The organism is Herpetosiphon sp. (assembly GCF_003512625.1).
GTDB lineage: Bacteria > Chloroflexota > Chloroflexia > Chloroflexales > Herpetosiphonaceae > Herpetosiphon > Herpetosiphon aurantiacus.
In genome coordinates this window covers 1-18,483 of sequence record NZ_DOPT01000022.1, presented here as the reverse complement: position 1 = coordinate 18,483, position 18,483 = coordinate 1, and the positions used below count along the sequence as shown (strand labels likewise).

The following is an 18,483-nucleotide window of genomic DNA, read 5'->3' as shown; positions in this document are numbered from 1 at the left end:
ATCCGAAAGATTGCCATGTGACCATGCCAGGGCAAGCCGATCAATCCGGGCTTGAATCGTTGCATGATCAAGGGCTGGCTGTGGCGTGGGCTGGCGATGGCGCAGACCATCCATAACCCGCTGGATTTGGTCATCGTCGAGCATGAAACTGGCCAACATATCCAACACCATTTGATCGACTTTGGTCATGCGTGAGAGTGGGGCATTACAGGTCCGGCGGCTATTGCCGCTACAACGGTAATAGTAAATCGGCGTTGCTTTGCCCATATTACTATTCACATGCTGCCACATTGCCGCGCCGCAGCGTTCACAACACACGATCGACATGATCAAGCCCTTGATTGTCGCCTTGGGCTTTTGCATAATCCGTCGCTCACCGCTGCGACTATTACGAATGGCTTGGCAGGCCTGCCATACGTCCTCGGTAACAATCGCTTCGTGATTGCCTTGATACTCCTTTCCACAATGAACATAGCCCAAGTAGGCACGACTGCTCAGCACAGCCCGAATAAAATCGCGGGTACAGTGGCGAGTTTGCAGTCCATTGATATGATCGGCCAGTTCGCTCAGCGAATATTGGCCCGTTGCATATAGGCTGAAAATCTGGCGAACATACTGGGCACTCTCATCAGGCACAATCGTGTTTTTGTCGAGTGCGCGATAGCCCCATGGAACGGTTCCGACCCAGTGACCACGCGCGGCTTTTTCTTGGAGACCTTTTTGGGTATGCCAGCGGAGATTGTCCCGATACTGTTGGTTGATAATGCCCATAAACTGGGCCATCAACATCGACTGGGGATTCGCGCTATCAAAGCCATCTTTTAGGGCAATCAAGCGCACTTTGAGATTCATAAATTCATGCAAGATGTTTTCTTGAATCCGCATCCCGCGTGCCAACCGACTGAGGTCATGCACCAAAATCACATCAAACCGCTTATTTTGAGCATCGTAGCGCAGCTGATCGAGCGCGGGCCGCGACTCTTTCGCACCGCTAATGCCTTCGTCGGTGTAGGTCTTGATATGAGTCCACTGGTGCTCCTCGATGTAGGCCAAACATTTCGCCTCTTGTGCCGACAGCGAAAAATCCGATTGTTCCTCCGTACTAATACGCCGATAGATCGCTATTCGCATGCTGCATTCCTCCTGTGTCCTCTATAGTACACAAGTTCGCAAGAATATCGATCAGGGTAGTAATCAAGCCATGGTCAGTGCCAGGATCGGCTGGCTCAATTTCAATAAAAAAAACTGCCTCGGTGGGCAGTTGGGGTTGAATCTGAACGTGAACAGTCACGGGATTGACCTCTCTATCGCTACCGTATCAGCACGACTGATACTTTCTTCACTGGTAAAGCCCTGCTCGGTGGCAAATCGCTGCTGTAACTTGGCGATATTGGCTTCATACACATCATAAATACTGGCGTTTTCCCACGTGGCCGCGTCGCACACCCATGCGTGCAATCGACTGAGAATATCAATAATGGTGGCTTTGTGGTTATCGGTCATCGGGTGCTGGTGACAAGCGATTTTCTTGACGATATCGGCAAACTGGGCAGCAAGCAAATACACATCCCGATCGTTCTCGGGCGCGGAGACAAAGGAATGGAGCATATTGATATCAAATAATTCCATGCTCCACGTGATATACCAGCACACATCACCAAGTTCGTTGATGACCGCTTGATCGGGCGTGTCAATGCTGGTTTCGAGTGCCGTCAGCGCTTCACCCACTTCACCACAGATACCAAGCGCGGCGGTACAGAGCTGCATCTCGCGACTCAGCGTGCTGTTCATCGTGCGCTTGGCAGCGTGATAATAGCTTCGAAAATCCATGATTCGTTCCTTGCACGCTACCCAGTGACCGTCCACTGGTACAAACATGTGCAGCATTCTCGCTGATCTCCTCGTTGGCGCACTATGCGCGACGAACACTTGGGACAGGAATTGGCCGCAATCCATTCCGCTCCAGCGTGGAGCCACGCAACCAATGCCGGATCAGCGGTCACATCAATCTCATCAGGATTCAGGGCCATCAAACACCTCACGATCATCTGAGCGCAAACATCAATTGGTTTGCTTGATATAGCGGATCTGCTCCAAGAGAATGGTTCATCATTGGCGGTGATTGATCAGTCAGGAGCGCTTGTTGCGCTGGAGTCAACCACGTGGCCAACAACCATGGCGAAATCATGCGATTGGTGATCAGGTTGCGAGCCGCCGCGATATTACCGTTGCGCAGCTGCGCTTGAATCTCCAGCCGCGTGCCCACCAGATTGATCAGGGTGCTCATGCGGCCTCCAGCAAGGGAATAATAATTTTGCGGCAGCCGCAGCGCTTGGGCGTAAATTCGATATAGCCCGCATCACGCAGCACCAACAAGGCTTGGGCCACGGTGCTATAGCCAAGGCGCAGTTCATCGGCTAAATCACGCACCGTTGCCAGTGGTCGGCGGCTCACCGCACCCCACACCAACCGCACGGTGGTAAAACTCACGGGTTTGCGGCGCATTAGGCAGCCCCCAATCGATCCATCGGATCGCGTCGTCGATAATCCGCCGCTTGCACCACGACCAACTGACCTTGAACCGCATCGAGCAAACGACTGCATAAACGCATGCCAAAGCGGCGATTCGCTTCAGCGGTGTTCGGGTGCAGGTTGCTCGTGATCACGGTGGGGCGTTGGTATTCATAGCGCTCGTTGAGCAACTGGAACAAGGTTTCTTTGCCCCAATCGGTGGCATTCTCGGCTCCAAGGTCATCGAGCAGCAGCATTGGGGCTTTGCGGAAGAGTTCGAATTGTTCATCGAAGCTATTCTTGGGCTTGTTGCTCGTTTGATCGAAGGTCGAGCGCAGCAGGCGCAAGGCATCGGGAGCCGTTGACCAAACGACTTCGAAGCCACGGGCTTGCAGCGCATTGCCGATCGCTTGGGCTAAGTGGGTTTTGCCACAGCCCGGGTTGCCGACCAAGGTCAAAAAACCGTCGGGGTTGTCGGCAAAGGCTTGGGCCGCACCAACGGCGTGATCAACGCCTGCAATCGTGCGATCGAAGCTGGCAAAGGTTTTGCCGCGAAACGGCGCAAGACCGCTCTTGGCATGCAGTTCGCTGCGACGGCGCTCAATTTGGCGTTGTTGCAGACAGCCACAGGCTTGCAGTTTGCCAAACATGTGATGGTCAACCGCCACATCGTAGACAAAATAGCCAGCGCCTTTACAACACGGACAGGTTTCATTCGGCTCCCATGGGACAACCGGTGGCAGCATGTCGGGAGCAGGCGTTACCGATGCTTGGATACTGGTATCAAATCGTTGCATACAATCCTCGTAACTGGCTTTCGAGCGGGGTCAGCCAATAGCTGAAACGCCGCCGAAAGCGATCGTTATGCTTGGGGATTTCAATTTCGCCACGCTCGGCCACCCATACGGCATCGCGCATCCACGCAGCCATATCAGGCGGCAAGCCGTGATCGGCGGGTAACCAGGTTGGCCAATCGGGCACGGGTTCAGCGGGTTGGGTTGGCTCGGCGGTAGGATGTTGACCAAGGCGTTGATGCACGCCAGCGTTCAGGTCAATGGCGATTTGGGCCGCTGGATACTCAGGGCCAACGTGATCAAGATAGGCTTGAATCAGAGCCAGTGGCTCCTCGGCAAACTTGCTGGCTGACCAGACTTGCCGATCGCGTAACAGCCGATAGGTTGCCGATTGTTGATGTTTATTTTTATCCGCATCGCCAGATGCGCGGTGGCGGGTGGCCGTGCGGGTTGTTCGCGCACGATTGGCAGCACGCGCCGCAGGAGCGGATGATGATGGGAAGTCTTTGGGTAGTCTCTGGGTAGTCTTTGTATTTGTCTGCGATTCTGTTGAGGGAGGTGTGCCACTAGAATCACCCACCTCTGCCATTCTATTGGGGGAGGTCTGCGATTCTATTGGGGGAGGTGTATCAATGGAATCACAGAGGGGTGTGCTCATCTTGGCAATCGCATGGGCAATCGGCGCAACATACAACAGATTGGTTAAGCGCTGCCCATTCACCGTTTCCGAGCGAAATTCGCGCACGATTAACCCCAACTCCACTAAGGCATTAATCCCTGCTTTGACCTGGGCTTTGGTAAACCCATATTGGTCGGCAAAGTTGTCGTAACTGCGCTGGAGCATATCCGCGCGAAACTTCTTCCGGCTGCCAATCACGAGGCCCGTGGTTTCATCGCGCAGAATCGTTGGGCGATACCAATAGACAATATCGGAAAGCAGGATGACCGCACAGGCATGCGGCTTCCCATTCGCGAATGTAATCTGTTGAAACCACACTGGCGGCACAATATTGCCTTCGATTGGGAGCTGCGCAATCGCATCAACCCATGCATTTCCGGTTGTCATAGCACACCTTTAACCAGACGAGCGCCCCGTAAGGCGCTCAAAGACACGACCAGTTAGTTATCAAACACCGCATCCCGCTCAGCCATTTGCGCCGCAGTGAGGCGGTTGGTTTGGCGGAAGAGATGGGCTTTCGGACAGGTTTCCCAGTGGAGCTGCGGCGTGCGTTGGCCATTGGCATCAGCGTTGTAGGGCTGATTGTCAATCCAAATGACCGATGCGCGACAGCCACGACAGGCTTGGACGCGTTCGATTTTGTACAGGGATGGGGTCGGGTTATTCAAGGGGTCGATCGATGCCGGATCAGGCTCGTTGAGCGCGTGGAGATCAATGCCCTGATTGAGCCAGTCGAGCAGGGTGGTAGCAATCTCGGCTCCAGCGCGAGGGATACTCACACCATGCAAGGCAGGGCAGCGCGTTTTACTGACCATCAGCGTATTGTGCATATCCAGATCGGCCACCACATCAAACTCGTATTCCAAGCCGTCGCGCTGTACGGGAGCCAATCCGACTTTCCGTGGGGTTTGTTTGCCGCGCTCATTTTGTTCGACGACATACTCGGTTTTGAGCCGCATGGTACAAATCACATGCATTCGACAGTCAAGAATGGCATCGATCAATTGTTGATGGAGTGGGGTCGCATCGGCCCACGCGGTAAATTTGTTGGCACCGCGCTTCCCCACCTGATCAACCTGCTCCAAAATGCCATCTTTGCCATTCCAAGCATGCGAGAGGCTATCAATAATCAAGACATCGTAGTTCACCCAATTGGCGGCCTTGATCGCTTCGATATAGCGTTTGGGGTGAAACGAGGTCAGTTCGACGACATCGAAACTGGCCACATCATCAGCGTATTTGCTGGCACTGCCATGCTCGGTATCAATCACGGCGATATTGCGACCCAAGTGTTTGGCGATATTCAGCGCGGTGTAGGTTTTGCCACTCCCCGCAACGCCGAGCAGAGCCAGCCGCAGTTTGCTGCGAAATTTCGTTGCCCGTTGAAACATGCAAAATCTCCATGGTATACTGGGGGACGGTTGAAAAACAAAAGCACCCATTCATCTGATCCATGAATCGGTGCTGGTGAACGGTATATAAAAGCCCATTGGCCTTAGGCCGTGGGCTTTTTGTTTGGACGTTGTGTCCGTGCACTGCGTACTAGCGCCTCTTCACGCTGAGCTAGCTCTATCCACTGTTGCACTTCGGGGTCATTCTTTGATGCCAAGTAGGCAGCTCGCTGCTCAGCTTCATCAGCCTTGCGTTGGCGCTCTCGGTAGGCTTCAATCGCCTCACCAAGATTCTCAAATGATCCATCACTGGTGTGAATCCATTGGGTCATGTGGCAACTCCTTAATGTGATAGGTCGGGAAGCAATTAAGGGTTTGAACTTCCAGATCAGCGAACACGGCTCGCGCAACTGTGGTCAGTTGGCGCTGAATCATCAATGCTTCATCCTGATTTAATTGACCAATTTGAAGTGGAGTTTCAACCGTCCCATACTGGATGACAATGTGAAAACTCATTCCTGTTTCAGCTCCTTTTCCGGTGCATCACGCAGGGCGATCAGGCGTTGACGTTGCTTGGCCAACTCATCACGCCCTTTTTGCACCAGCTGCAAAATCACCGGCTCGCGGGAACGTTGGGCAATTTCGACGAACGCATCATCAGCATTGCCGCGCAATGCGAGCGCATCCGTAATCTCGGCCCAACGTTTGTGTTTATCGGTCGTGGCCATCAATCCAATCCTGCGTGATTGGTGATGGAACCGACCGACTAAGCTGCCCAGCGGTAAACGCGGCCTGATCTTTGACCGTCAATACCCTGCGGAGCCAATAGCCAAGAATCACCACCAGTCCGGCCCCGCCAGACAACAACAGCAGCGCCACGCCAAAAAAGACATAGAGCGGGTCGATCAAGAGACAAAAAACGGTAAACCACGCAATGATCGTGAGCATGCCGATCATGTAGGTGATGGGTGGGCGTAACCGCCATGGGTGATCCCACAAGGCAAGATGTTCCGTGGCCAGGCTAATGGCACAACCAAGGGTGCAAATCAGCAATTCAATCATCGAAACCTCATCAACAAACTGAGAGACGAAAAACCATAGGACGTAGTAGACTTTTGATCGTGTGTTTTGGGCAGGCCTACGTGATTTCCTGCCCGGTGATCGTGGTGCAGCATGAGCAACGGCGCGGCGTGTCTGCCGAGGTAGGGTCATCGCCTATAGCCTTCGTTGGTATGCTGCAATCCCGCGCTGGGTGCGCACGATATGCCACGACTGCGTATGCAGTTGTTAAGGTAGTCCTGCTGGCGAACGGGGCCGCTGTTCCGCACAACAACGGGTGAGCATCGATACATACCGAGTTGCGCCACACTGGCGCTGGTGAGCAGGTTGTGGACTGCTCAGGCCGTGCCAGTTACGCTTCTGGCGCTGCATTTACGGCATGCAACCGATAGCCGTCCAACAATCAGCCTGCATGCTTGGTGAGAAAGGTATAGCGATAGTCGCGGAGCAGGGTATCAGCGGTGCCTTCGGTCTTGCGATAACCTAAGCATTGGCCAGCAGCAAAGATCACGTATTCCTTGCCCTTGAGGCAACGGAATACCCCAGTCGCAGTGTGTTCCTTCGTGCAAGCAGGGCATGAGCAACTGGGTTGGCGCTTAGGTTTGCGGGTCTTTTTGGTGCGTGCGATGACTGGGGTGATCGGGGCTGTCGAACTAGGTCGGCAAGGAGAAGGCACAGGATAGGATGGTGTAGGAATAAACCCTTGGAAACTGTTCAGATGACGGTGAATCGTATCAATGGTTCGCATCGTTGGCTCCTTTCTATGGGACAGTTATGCTGCTTGGTTTTGTTCAGGTTGGTTATATTTTTCATTGTCATTTTGACTATTCATCGGACAAGTAGATAAAAAAATAGGTGGATTGTAGGCCTCTACCGCCCATCGTAATACCGCTGCGATAGGAACCTTTGCTTGTTTCGATATTTTTTCTAACTTATCACGTTGTTCATCAGTGAATCGACCTTGCAAATTATTCATAGAACTCCTTTACTTTTGAAAGTTTTTTTGACTATCTATCGGACATTCTAGTGTAGTTATTTGTAGTTGTCAAGAGTACAATCAATGCCTTATACTAAGTATTATCGGCTTGTCCACGAGGTCAGAATGACAGAATTATCCATTTTTCTTAAAAAGCAGATGAAGGATAACGAGTGGACTTGGCGTGAGTTCGAGGAAACAACTGGAGTATCCAAATCTGCCCTTGCTAATATTATTGATAATCCCAACGTTATTCCTAGTTTAGAAACTTTATCAAAAGTTTCTAGAGCATTTAATATACCTCTCTGGCGTGTCGTAGAAATGGCTGGATATGATCTAGATTTAGATACAACCGATCCTGATCATACAAAACGATTATCCAAACTTATGGAAGTAATGCCTCAATATAAACCTGTATTAGAACACCTTCAGAAATTAGATAAAGAAGATATCGATGGAGTGCTTGCCTATCTTGAAGTATTAGCACGCCGCCGAGCCACAACATAGGCCTATAAAGGCTATATGGTATTTTTTACAATGAGACAACTCTCAAATAAGATCAAACAACACTCAGAAGTCGAGGGAAGTTTACGTGCACTGTCGATTAAATCTGGCGTGTCGTATACGGGATTAAAAAATCTTCGTGATAATCCTGATGTGACTCCTGACCTAGAAACTCTGGTTAAATTCGCAAAAACCTTTAAGCTACCATTCTGGCGAATTATAGAAATGGCTGGATTTGATCTCGAATTCAGTGAAACATCTACGATTCAAGCTCAACGCTTAATTTCGGTAATGGATGCAATGCCTGAGTATCAATCTGTAGTAGAGCATCTTCTTGAATTAGACAGTTATGAGGTAAACTCAGTTCTGATTTATCTGGAAACACTAAAAAACCATCGGAAATAAGGTTTTTGGTTATCCGATCAATCATGGCTGCCAATTCTCCCAGCTTTTTCATGCTATACCTCAAAATATAAATTTATAAACATTCTCAAGAAATTATTGGTGAATTAAATGCCCAATACACTAGCAGTATTCTTACGTGTTCAACTAACTGCGAGAGGATGGCGAGATAGCCAGCTTGCGGATAGCGCAGGGATTGATCGATCAACGCTTAGTAATATCTTCAAGAACCCTCAATCGGTTCCAAAACTAGAAACCCTTGATCGATTAAGTCAAGCATTAAATATCCCTCTAGCACGGTTGATTACAGTCTGCGGATTTGATATCGATCTTCGAGGAGAGTTACCAGAGGAACAGATTTCGATTCTGTTAAACTCATTACCGGAGCTACGATCTGTTGTTTCAGATCTAGCACAACTCCAAGCTGAGGATTTACGTGTAATTCAGGCTTATATTCAAGGGTATCTTCACAAGAAGTAGTTCGTGCTTCAAGTATAGAATCTACAAATTTGATAATCTTTGAACGTAAATTTTCGCACATACTGGAATTGTCTCGTAGATGGCTCATATGTTATCCTCTAAAATAAAGTAATGGTTATTATTATTTACTATCAACAAAGGCCTAATAATGACTACAGGTTTGATTTATCTCATCAAATCTGAAATGGATGCACGAGGGTGGAATCAGACAAAGTTGTCTGAAATATCAGGAATTCCTGATTCAACCATATCTAAAATCCTCAAAAACCCAAATCAGATACCAAAATTAGAAAATCTTGCAACATTAGCTCAAGCTTTTGACATCCCGCTAGCTAGAATTATTGCTGCATGTGGCTTCGATGTCTCTAGTGCTAAATCAGAAGACAGCCAACGACTACAAACTATTGTTTCAGCAATTCCAGACTTTCAGCGTCTTGTGGAAGAGATGATGACATTTTCTCCTCTCGATCAAGCTGATGTTCTGGCATATATTGAAATGCGTCGTCTGCATCGTCAGAAAAATATAAACCAAGAAGTTGATCAATCTTGATTTGGTATTCCATACAATGAACTCCCACGTAAAACCGACATACAGTTTTAGCATAGCTGCAATTCTAAACTCGTTCATCCGACTAACCTATCCGACAGCAGTAGATTAATGATTATAATCATTCCTTGAACTGTTCTTCAAATCGAACACTTTATCCCAAAATAGCTCCACCTTGCCGTGGAGTTCCGTCTCCGGTTGATTGTTTCTTCAACCTCGTGTATTATGTGTCGGATTGTACACTAAATCGAACATCTGTCAATCCCTTGTTTTCGTCCGTTCCATCACATTCCATCGAGAGGTGTTTTATGCTTGGGTTATCCAGTCTCCTGTCGCAAGAACTGGCTTCCCGCAACTGGTCGTTGCGGGAACTTGCCACACGCTCTGGCATTGCCGTTTCAACCCTCTCCAATCTCATCAATAAGCCCGATGTCATGCCCGATCTTCGTACCTTGAATGCCTTATCCATTAGCCTCAACCTGCCCTTCCGCCAGCTCGTTGAGGCCTGTGGAATTCCCGTGGACGCTCACCCCACCGATGAGGATGCCACCATCCAAGTCCTCATCGCTGCCGTCCCCGAGGTACGCATGTTTCTGAACTTATTGGGTCAACTCTCACCCGATGATCGTGCTGCTATCCTGTCTCATTTGCGCTGGAAAGTCGAAACGTCCACGAACGCCTGATCGCTGTCCTGCCAAGCGGGTTGCCCACGACCCGCTTGGTTTTGATCATCAACCACTGGTCGCCCCCCCACTGATTGATCCTCATCAAGCGTTTGTTGATCAAGTCCAACACTCGCGATCCATTCAAGCACTTCGGTGTCATCGTTGTGTGTTACCGAATACTGCTCCAACAGTTCTATCCCGACACGAACATGGTGAACCTGGGCATCTGCATCAGCAGTCGTGGCATGATGCAGTGACCCAGCGGATACAGTGGTTTCTATGCGGACATTGACCACAAGATCAAGCCCTCCACAAACCCCTGAGCGGAGAAGATGGTCACACGCCATGGTGTTGTACCTCTAACTGGGGTGAATGAGTGTGCATCGGCAACGAGGATGTGAGCAAATAATGCCGATGCAATAGCAAAAATTATGATTGAAACGTTTTATTTTTGCAAGTGCAAAAAACGCCCGAACTACGCCTAAATCACTTTGTCACGTCAGATGTTAACAAGATTCTTATAAACGGGATTAAATGACGGTAAAAATCAGCAATTTTCATACGGTAGTGCAATGGTAGTGCATTTAAGAAACGAAATATCGCTTTTGAATATATTCATTCGCGAACGTAATACACCAAATGATTAATCCGAACACGGTATAGTTTTGCCCCGATTAACCCAAAAGGATTAGTGGAACCATGGTGCGTTCAATTGTAAGTATCGATAAGGTGCGATGCGTTCAATTGAACGCAATTGAACGCAATTGAATACACCGTGGTTAGCGCGATGTTTACAATTGAACGCAATTGAATACATCCGTGAGTGTCGATGGGTTTACGAAACGACAACAAATATTGTTAGTTTATTGTTGGTTTGTTATTGCTTGCGATAGGGGTTTACGAAACGACAACAAACGTTGTCGGTTTATTGTCGAAAGCGCTGATCACCAGTTGCAAAGCAACAATATAGCGACAACATAGCGCGAACAAATGTTGTTGGTTTGTTGTTGCTTTTGCTCAGCGCTGGCCGCCAGCTCCGGCTCACCGATCCACACGGCATCAAAAAAGCCTGCTCCTAGGAGCAGGCTTTTCCAACAATAGCTCCAGTTATTGCTTTCTGGCTTGAACTTGCGCCTCACAGCGCTCAACGCCTGACCATTGTGATAGCAATATTTCAAATGCAGAGGACTGCCCAACAGCAATATTTTGCAGCGATGTGTAGCCAAACCCTACTTGTTGAACCGTTGATTCTTTGGTGTAACAGGTAATCGCTATCTTAGTAAATTTCACTGGAACACCCGTATCATTGCGGACTTCACCATACACATAGCGGTAATTGCCAATCTCGGAATCACGATTGCCAAAACTTAAGATGGCGAATGTATCGAGGGGTGCAGTTGTGGTTTCACGGGCCTCAATTTGTAGCGTGTAATGATCAAAGTTCGCTGGAGGCTCAAGAATCAGAATACTAAACGGTGATTTCGTACCAGCCTTAACAATATCGAGGATGGTATAGCCAGTCTCAGTACCAACAAGATTACTCCCAGCATCATAAAGATTCGCAATAACCTTAACAAATTGCTGATTGCTCGCTGTATTATTCACAACTTCACCAACAATCCACCGGAAGTCGATACTATCAACATACGTGCGGTGGCTAACAATCGCAAGGGTGGCTGGCGGAGGTGAGCCAGCATTATCATGAACTTCTTTGCCAAGCAAACCTAAAAGCACCTTATATTCAGCACCATTCTTGGGATGCCATTCAAAGCGGGCACGCTCAAACCATTGCGTCAACACCCTATCGCCTGCACTATTGGTTTCCATCTTTGGTTCCGTTAATGGAAGTCCAAACAGTTGCAACGATTGGCTAAACTTGTCCATGCCATTGATCTTCAAGCCATGGGTTTCCCAATAGGTCTTAAAGCCCACCGTACCTTCAATATTGCAGATGTTGTGTCCCGTTTGTTCAAACCACAAACACCCAGCTTTGGCCCCGGCTTCACGCGGCTCACTCGCAGGATTACGACCTAATTGGGCAAGGCGTTCCTTTCCCAACAATCCCAGCAACACTTCATAGGCCGTTCCTTTATTTTCGTTGTGATATTCAAGCCGATTCCGCTCAAGCCACTGGGTTGGATGCATTTTGCCCGTGTCTTTATTGAGTTCATCGGCCTTGGCTGTCACTGGATAGCCAAAAACGGGCAACCCACCGTTCAATTCCCAATAATCGCTAAACGGATCAGGAAGGCAGTACGGTGTTTTGTCCGAGGGAAAACACATGTCGTGAGCAGATACCGCCCGTGGTAGCCCAAGTAGTGCGAGCACGCCCAAAGCAATAAGGAAACGTCGCATTCGGGATTCTCCTTAGAACGAAATGCAGTCAGGCCATGATGTTGTAGTTGATTGTTATCGTCAAGAAGTTGGGTAGAGCGTAGCGGTATCTTTGGAATCGGTCAAGGAAGAGGCACAGGTGCGCTCTCGTGACTGAGACTACCTGCTCTATTCCGCTGAATGGGGACATCAACTATTGGCGTAGAACCACTATGTTTAAGCTAATCTGGCTGCTCTCATTCCTCGCGGTTACACATTTCGTATCGGTAACCCTTCATCTTTGGTCACTAGCTCATAAAGGCGTTGGGTAATCGCGGCGAGTTGGGTGATCGCATCACCCAACGACTCGGGGCATTGCTTGGTATCAAGTGAGGTTGTCGCCTGGTGTACAGTTACGGCGAAGGTGGTGACTGCTGTGCGCAGCGTAGTCGATGGCGGCTGTCGGAGCAGTCCATCCTCAAGACACTGCCAATGCAATGCCATTAGTCTTGTCGCCATAGCCTCATACCACTCCCACCACATTATCTGATCCATATGACACCTCCCTACCAACGTAACGCCATCACCATAACTATTTCGGTATACCACCAAACCCATAGGCCGTCGCGTTGGGCGTGATACCAACGCGACGCATCGGTGGTTGGTGAGCGCCTTTGCTCGTTGGTCGATCAGTGATCCAAACTACCACCATTCGCGTCAATCCTACCGTATCATTGCAGATTAAGCAACGATTAAGCTTTTGATGGCGAGGTAGCCTCTACAGCTTACGGGCAACCAACCATCAAAGGCTTAACTCAGTCATAATACACGCTTGATATTCATGGTGTCTTTAAGAGCAGACTGATATGAAAGCCCTACCTAAGAAATTGTGACTCTGTTGATAGAGCCATACTCCATAGCGGTATCATCCGTCGGTCATCCATACATCACTGCCAGCAAGGAATGATCACCCTATGAATCGATCACCATGGCCACACCGAATCATGACGGGCGGCATGAGCAGCCTTCTTGGTATCTTACTCGCACTCACTGTCCTCAATCTTCAAACCTTAAGTCAGGCGACCCGCTTTTTTGAGCAGGATGATGGAATCTGGAATCCAACTCAACTCGAACGCGATATCTTACGGTTGCGTGCCGTTGCCAACGATGGAGGGACGAACAATCCTACCCTGGCTACTGAATATCAGCTGCGTCACAATCTCGTGTCGAATCGTCTCGCTGCCATGAATAGCTTCTATAGCAGTGCAGCAGAATCGCAATACACCTCTATTGAATATCAAGCATTTACCGTGATTCAGCGTGAGTTTCAGCGTGTCCCTGCCCAAGAAATAAACGATCTTTCTTCCTTCTCTACCATCTTTATCAACCTCGAATTTCAGAGCCGCACGATGGTCAATGAACGGCGCATCCTCGTCCAACAGACGGCCAATCAACAACGCACCGCCTTTGCTCGCGTCCGCACTATCTTATTCCTGATCGGTGGTGGGATGGTGATCCAAGCTATCTTCGTAATCGCGAGTCTACGACGACGGTTTGATACCACCCTCGAACTGGCCTATCAGCATCTCCAAGCACGCTCAACAGAACTTGAAACCGCCCAGCAGGAATTACGCACAGCGCACGCAGCAAGCGAGGCCCGCAATACCCAGTTACGAGACACCCTCACGGCCTTAGCATCGAGTAGTGCTGAACGACAAGCCCTGACCACGCAACTCAGCCAAATGACCTTTCCGGTAATCCCAATTATTCCTCAGCGAGCAGTGCTCCCCTTGATCGGACACCTCGACAGTGCTCGGATGGATCAATTAGCATCCCTGCTCCCGCGCCAGATTGAGCAGCAACAACTGCGGCATGTACTCATCGATCTCACGGGAGTTACAGGAATTGATCCCGATACATTGACAACACTTGCCGATCTCCTTCAGGTTAGCCTGATTTTAGGATGCCGCCCTGTGTTTGTAGGCATTCCGCCCCATGTGGCGATGGACTTGCAATCCATCCGTTCTTTACCCAATGCGATTCAGAGTTTTTCCACGCTTCAAGATGCGATTGACCACATAAGATCGCCCGCCGTGACCGTCCCTCGGCCCACACTACTTGTCCAATGATCTAAAGGGAGGCCATATATGAAGTACTTTAACCTTGCCACTGGTACGCACGATAACCCACTCTGGGAGCACCTCCATACGACCAAAGAGGGAAAACCTTTTGCGATGCTCAGCCGCAGATCATCACCACAGCATGTCCTTTACCTCGTGCCTGACCTCGGGGAATCGGCAGAACACCTGATCGAGATTGTTGATGCGCTGGTGATTACCGACTCCGATCTCGTGTTAGTGGATGTGTTTAATCAAGACCATACAATCTGCTGGCGCGTTGCCCGCGAAACCCGTTATGGATATCCAGTTGAATCGGTGCGGGTCAGTCATACCATCTCTCATGGCTGTTACGCCTGTGGCTATACTGCCCACACTGGCTTTGATCAATGCCCGCGTTGCTCCATGCAACCGCGACACGATGTGTGTGGACAACGCTGGATGGATCAGCGTCGCCATGATCTTGAAAATATCGACCATATCGATTCAGAAGGAGTACAGCCATAAGTTAGACATACTGAATACCCATTGCCTCCGACTGTAACAAAGGCATCTGTGATCGTAGAGAAATAGGTGGGCTTTGTGATAGCACAATAGTTTAGGTGATACGAATTATATTAGTCGAGTGTGGGATATGTGGGATACGTTGGCTTATTTTTGTTGACAAACAGCACAGACGCACTATAATCCTCGCAAGCAACAGGGGTCTGCATAGACCAATTTAACCTGTTGCTTTTTGTTTTCCTCTTTTCTGTGCATGCCCATTCTTGCGTGGTCTTCGCTTCCTCCTGATTCGGTAGCATCAGCGAATACAAGACCGTGATCATGCCAATACTTGGCAAAAAAGTGGTATATGCCGCGCGATCCCATTCCAATGGTCTAAAAGGCAGTTTTCCACCGTTATTTGTAGCGCAGAATAGGCATTAATTGAACAAATTTAAGCGGACCGCGCAAACCGTTCATTTTAGCCCCTTGCAAAGCCCTAAAAAATGGGGTATATTCGAAAGACCTGAATCCTCTCTGGGGGATTAAAACCGCCCAACACTGGTCAAATCAAAACGCTTACAAGATTCGAAAGACCTGAATCCTCTCTGGGGGATTAAAACCTACTTGAAATACGTTCGAGCAACTTGGGCAAGTTCTTGATTCGAAAGACCTGAATCCTCTCTGGGGGATTAAAACCACATTGGCCCCGCCAATTCAATAGGCTAGTGAGCGATTAATTCGAAAGACCTGAATCCTCTCTGGGGGATTAAAACACCTTTGGCGCTACGAACCATACTATCAGCTTGCTTATTATTCGAAAGACCTGAATCCTCTCTGGGGGATTAAAACCATCAAATCCGCAGCTACAGCCAGCACCCCGCTGACGTTGATTCGAAAGACCTGAATCCTCTCTGGGGGATTAAAACCCATATAATTGAACCCGCGATGTCGCCAGTCTCGGCTATATTCGAAAGACCTGAATCCTCTCTGGGGGATTAAAACAACATCCCTTCAGGAAGCCATTTTCGATCACAGGAATTTGGTTATTCGAAAGACCTGAATCCTCTCTGGGGGATTAAAACTGAGCACTACGATCAAATCGTAGCTGTCTACGACAAAATTCGAAAGACCTGAATCCTCTCTGGGGGATTAAAACCTTGGCAACGTTGGTGGCGGGCGGCTGGGCTATCTCAAGCGCATTCGAAAGACCTGAATCCTCTCTGGGGGATTAAAACCTTTGGGTGAGTACCCTCAGAACGGGTGAACTATCGATTCGAAAGACCTGAATCCTCTCTGGGGGATTAAAACTAAATCGATTCTGGGGCGAAATTTCTCTACCGCATTCATTATTCGAAAGACCTGAATCCTCTCTGGGGGATTAAAACGGGGTTGATGGCCCCATAGCCACCCATGCGGTTAATAATAAATTCGAAAGACCTGAATCCTCTCTGGGGGATTAAAACTGCCGTGTAATAATACATTTTGGCCGTATCTAAGCCAAGATTCGAAAGACCTGAATCCTCTCTGGGGGATTAAAACGCAGACCGTATTCAGCGGCCTGTTCGCCTGTAAGAATTCGAAAGACCTGAATCCTCTCTGGGAGGGCTGGACGAATTCCTGCGTGGTTTTGGCAGGTTTTTTCGCTCATTCCGCGCCGCCGCTGGCCGATCACCACGCTTTGCGTGGTTTTTTTGTGGGCAGATCCGCCCCATCGCCCGTTATGCTACCCGCAATCCCGCGCAGCGGCAGCCCATCGGTGTGCTGCTGCGCGGCGTTGGCTGATGCACGGACAGCCGATCACGCCGACCGATCATCCCTGATCCGCCGCTGTGGCTGTTCCCTGATCGCTGTGGCTGCGTCCGTCCATCCATCCAAGCCATCCCCCTGGCGATTCACGGACGAGACGCATGCCACGTTAGTCGTGGATCGGGTCGTGTGTTCCCTGCTGGCGATGCACGACGCGCAGGTTAATCACCACATAGATTAAGGATGTCCACGCTGTGACCGCGCTTTGACGACGCAGTTTTGGCCATTCGATCCCCAAGGCATACGCTTGGCTGTTGATCTGTTCGACCAACGCGCGTTCGCGATACAAGGCTTTATAGGCCGCTGACCCACGATCGATCGTCCAGCGCAGCGTTGCCCCAACTTGCGTCCCGATCGTCGTGACACACCCGCCCGTCGCAAAGTGTTTGTCATTGGTTGGGCATGGCTCGCCGGTGGCAGTCGGGTACAGCAACGGACAGCGATGGCGTGCCCGCTCTTGTGGCGGGCCATTGGTGTTCATGGCATACGTAAACTGTTGCGGCATGGCCAAACCAGCGGCACACAGCGGCACGCCGTCGGGCGAAAACTGCCGTGGCTGGTTGGGCTTCCGCACCGGAACCGCCGCCATCCCGCCAGCCGTGTGGAAGTAGGTGTAGACCCGTTGGCTGTCGAAGGCGGCATCCCACACGCCATTACGCGGTCGGCGACCGAGCGTCTGCTCCACCTGCGCCATGAGCGGGTCAAAATAGGTCATATCGCCCGCATTGATCGGTTGGGTATGTTCGGCAAGCACGATTGAGCCAAAGGGGGTGCGCGTGACGACAATGCCACTGGCGTAGCCCCAGTAGGCTTCGGCCTTACTCTGGGTTGGCGATTGACCATCGGTGGTGGGGGTCGGCTGCTGGTTACTCCGGCGCTTGACTCCGAGCCGACAGTCCGGATCACCGGGGGGTTGCACCTGCTTCTTCGCGCGATCCGGGGCAAAGCGGTTGGGATTGTTCTCTTTGACCCACGCCAAAATGTGCTTGGTATCGCCCGCAATGGTGTCGGCGAAGGTGGCGTGGTGATCGGGGGGGAGGGCATCACGAATGCGCCGCACGAGCGCCATGCGGAGGAAGTCGAGCATGGGCGTGGGTAAGGTTCGCAGGACACGGGCAAACTGACGACGCGACGGGACACTGGCGGCGACATCGAAGCCGAGCGGGGCGGCAGGGTCAGGCCGAAGGGGAAAGCCGAGCGTCCAGACGAGGGCGGGATGGCGCAGGAGATAGCGGCGCAAATGCCCCATGGAGGGCAATTGGAGATCGAGTTTGAGGAGGAACGCGGCGAGAAAGGGGGCACGCGGCGCGGGGCGTGGCCCAGGCCGAGGGCGGTCACTGAGCGGCGGCAAAGCATGCCACGGAATGGGGGCGAGCCACTGATGCGCCGCAGCAGCGGTGGGATCAGCGGCAATGATCGGGGGGAGATCCGGCATGGAGAGCGGGCAGGGACGACGGGGATGGGTAGGCAGCAGGGCACCATCGGACACGGGCACGGTGGCCACAGGGCGCTTGAAGCGACGAAGGATGTTTGGTATGATGCGATCCAGCATCAGCGACTCCTATTCTGGGGATGGTTGGATCTGATACCCGTATCGTACCCGATAGAGAGTCGCCTGGTGTCGAAAACGACCCCGATTGGGGCATGGGTGTCGCGCTACGGCGGATCGGTGTCGCCCCCCGACCCTGATGGATCGGGCAGGGGAACCAATTCTATGTTAAGCCCAGCCCTCCTCTCTGGGGGATTAAAACCC

General features: G+C 50.6%; 22 protein-coding genes, 1 pseudogene and 1 CRISPR repeat array. Of the genes and pseudogenes, 7 read left to right on the top strand and 16 right to left on the bottom strand.

Annotation, left to right across the window (positions count from 1 at the left end; genetic code table 11):
- Positions 1-213: 213 nt before the first annotated feature.
- From DEF47_RS25145 to DEF47_RS05075, 13 genes and pseudogenes are all read right to left on the bottom strand, one after another.
- Positions 214-1,131: pseudogene (locus DEF47_RS25145) on the bottom strand (recombinase family protein); the annotation flags it as partial.
- A gap of 156 nt (positions 1,132-1,287) precedes the next feature.
- Entirely contained in the window at positions 1,288-1,830 is a 543-nt protein-coding gene (locus tag DEF47_RS05130) for a nucleoside triphosphate pyrophosphohydrolase family protein (RefSeq protein WP_041304245.1), read from the bottom strand.
- A 214-nt stretch (positions 1,831-2,044) separates the two neighbouring features.
- Positions 2,045-2,287: a hypothetical protein gene (locus DEF47_RS05125; RefSeq protein WP_012188957.1), complete on the bottom strand. Its 243-nt coding sequence runs from the start codon at positions 2,285-2,287 to the stop codon at positions 2,045-2,047.
- On the bottom strand, positions 2,284-2,505 hold the full coding sequence (locus DEF47_RS05120; protein WP_012188956.1) for a MarR family transcriptional regulator: 222 nt from the start codon (positions 2,503-2,505) through the stop codon (positions 2,284-2,286). Before DEF47_RS05120 ends, DEF47_RS05125 begins: the two co-directional genes overlap by 4 nt.
- A complete protein-coding gene (locus DEF47_RS05115) occupies positions 2,505-3,308 on the bottom strand; it encodes an ATP-binding protein (RefSeq protein ID WP_012188955.1) in 804 nt (267 codons plus the stop codon). Before DEF47_RS05115 ends, DEF47_RS05120 begins: the two co-directional genes overlap by 1 nt.
- Positions 3,295-4,371: a hypothetical protein gene (locus DEF47_RS05110; protein WP_012188954.1), complete on the bottom strand. Its 1,077-nt coding sequence runs from the start codon at positions 4,369-4,371 to the stop codon at positions 3,295-3,297. The genes DEF47_RS05115 and DEF47_RS05110 overlap by 14 nt, the downstream gene beginning before the upstream one ends.
- A gap of 53 nt (positions 4,372-4,424) precedes the next feature.
- Complete coding sequence (locus DEF47_RS05105; RefSeq protein ID WP_012188953.1) at positions 4,425-5,375, bottom strand: ATP-binding protein; 951 nt, start codon at positions 5,373-5,375, stop codon at positions 4,425-4,427.
- Between the two features lie 104 nt (positions 5,376-5,479).
- The gene (locus DEF47_RS05100; protein WP_041304242.1) at positions 5,480-5,707 is read right to left on the bottom strand and encodes a hypothetical protein; all 228 of its coding nucleotides are present in this window, start codon (positions 5,705-5,707) and stop codon (positions 5,480-5,482) included.
- Positions 5,682-5,891: a hypothetical protein gene (locus DEF47_RS05095; RefSeq protein ID WP_041304239.1), complete on the bottom strand. Its 210-nt coding sequence runs from the start codon at positions 5,889-5,891 to the stop codon at positions 5,682-5,684. The genes DEF47_RS05100 and DEF47_RS05095 overlap by 26 nt, the downstream gene beginning before the upstream one ends.
- Complete coding sequence (locus tag DEF47_RS05090; RefSeq protein ID WP_012188952.1) at positions 5,888-6,103, bottom strand: hypothetical protein; 216 nt, start codon at positions 6,101-6,103, stop codon at positions 5,888-5,890. The genes DEF47_RS05095 and DEF47_RS05090 overlap by 4 nt, the downstream gene beginning before the upstream one ends.
- The gene (locus tag DEF47_RS05085) at positions 6,087-6,437 is read right to left on the bottom strand and encodes a hypothetical protein (protein ID WP_012188951.1); all 351 of its coding nucleotides are present in this window, start codon (positions 6,435-6,437) and stop codon (positions 6,087-6,089) included. Before DEF47_RS05085 ends, DEF47_RS05090 begins: the two co-directional genes overlap by 17 nt.
- Before the next feature lie 400 nt (positions 6,438-6,837).
- On the bottom strand, positions 6,838-7,182 hold the full coding sequence (locus tag DEF47_RS05080; RefSeq protein ID WP_287045003.1) for a hypothetical protein: 345 nt from the start codon (positions 7,180-7,182) through the stop codon (positions 6,838-6,840).
- A gap of 24 nt (positions 7,183-7,206) precedes the next feature.
- Entirely contained in the window at positions 7,207-7,410 is a 204-nt protein-coding gene (locus DEF47_RS05075) for a hypothetical protein (protein ID WP_041304237.1), read from the bottom strand.
- Positions 7,411-7,536: 126 nt separating this feature from the next.
- Here DEF47_RS05075 and DEF47_RS05070 point away from each other — a divergent pair, with 126 nt between their 5' ends.
- The 5 genes from DEF47_RS05070 (at position 7,537) to DEF47_RS05050 (ending at position 10,026) form a co-directional block, all read left to right on the top strand.
- Positions 7,537-7,917, top strand: a complete 381-nt coding sequence (locus tag DEF47_RS05070; RefSeq protein WP_041304234.1) for a helix-turn-helix domain-containing protein — start codon at positions 7,537-7,539, stop codon at positions 7,915-7,917.
- Positions 7,918-7,947: 30 nt separating this feature from the next.
- Positions 7,948-8,319, top strand: coding sequence for a hypothetical protein (locus DEF47_RS05065; protein ID WP_041304231.1), 372 nt, complete (start codon positions 7,948-7,950; stop codon positions 8,317-8,319).
- A gap of 108 nt (positions 8,320-8,427) precedes the next feature.
- Positions 8,428-8,796: a helix-turn-helix domain-containing protein gene (locus tag DEF47_RS05060; RefSeq protein ID WP_012188948.1), complete on the top strand. Its 369-nt coding sequence runs from the start codon at positions 8,428-8,430 to the stop codon at positions 8,794-8,796.
- Positions 8,797-8,944: 148 nt separating this feature from the next.
- The gene (locus tag DEF47_RS05055) at positions 8,945-9,346 is read left to right on the top strand and encodes a helix-turn-helix domain-containing protein (protein WP_012188947.1); all 402 of its coding nucleotides are present in this window, start codon (positions 8,945-8,947) and stop codon (positions 9,344-9,346) included.
- A 305-nt stretch (positions 9,347-9,651) separates the two neighbouring features.
- The gene (locus tag DEF47_RS05050) at positions 9,652-10,026 is read left to right on the top strand and encodes a helix-turn-helix domain-containing protein (RefSeq protein ID WP_012188946.1); all 375 of its coding nucleotides are present in this window, start codon (positions 9,652-9,654) and stop codon (positions 10,024-10,026) included.
- A 1,089-nt stretch (positions 10,027-11,115) separates the two neighbouring features.
- On the opposite strand, the gene DEF47_RS05045 is transcribed toward DEF47_RS05050, so the two are convergent.
- Complete coding sequence (locus DEF47_RS05045) at positions 11,116-12,363, bottom strand: FxLYD domain-containing protein (protein WP_012188945.1); 1,248 nt, start codon at positions 12,361-12,363, stop codon at positions 11,116-11,118.
- 228 nt (positions 12,364-12,591) lie between these two features.
- Complete coding sequence (locus DEF47_RS05040) at positions 12,592-12,876, bottom strand: hypothetical protein (RefSeq protein WP_041304226.1); 285 nt, start codon at positions 12,874-12,876, stop codon at positions 12,592-12,594.
- A 419-nt stretch (positions 12,877-13,295) separates the two neighbouring features.
- Here DEF47_RS05040 and DEF47_RS05035 point away from each other — a divergent pair, with 419 nt between their 5' ends.
- Complete coding sequence (locus tag DEF47_RS05035) at positions 13,296-14,450, top strand: STAS domain-containing protein (RefSeq protein WP_012188944.1); 1,155 nt, start codon at positions 13,296-13,298, stop codon at positions 14,448-14,450.
- A gap of 18 nt (positions 14,451-14,468) precedes the next feature.
- Positions 14,469-14,945 carry a hypothetical protein gene (locus DEF47_RS05030; protein ID WP_012188943.1) on the top strand — a complete coding sequence of 159 codons (477 nt, stop codon included), beginning with the start codon at positions 14,469-14,471 and terminating at the stop codon, positions 14,943-14,945.
- 491 nt (positions 14,946-15,436) lie between these two features.
- A CRISPR array of direct repeats spans positions 15,437-16,535; the repeat unit is 37 nt; unit sequence ATTCGAAAGACCTGAATCCTCTCTGGGGGATTAAAAC.
- Positions 16,536-16,839: 304 nt separating this feature from the next.
- On the opposite strand, the gene DEF47_RS05025 is transcribed toward DEF47_RS05030, so the two are convergent.
- Positions 16,840-17,649 carry a transposase gene (locus DEF47_RS05025; RefSeq protein ID WP_287045001.1) on the bottom strand — a complete coding sequence of 270 codons (810 nt, stop codon included), beginning with the start codon at positions 17,647-17,649 and terminating at the stop codon, positions 16,840-16,842.
- Positions 17,650-18,483 lie beyond the last annotated feature (834 nt).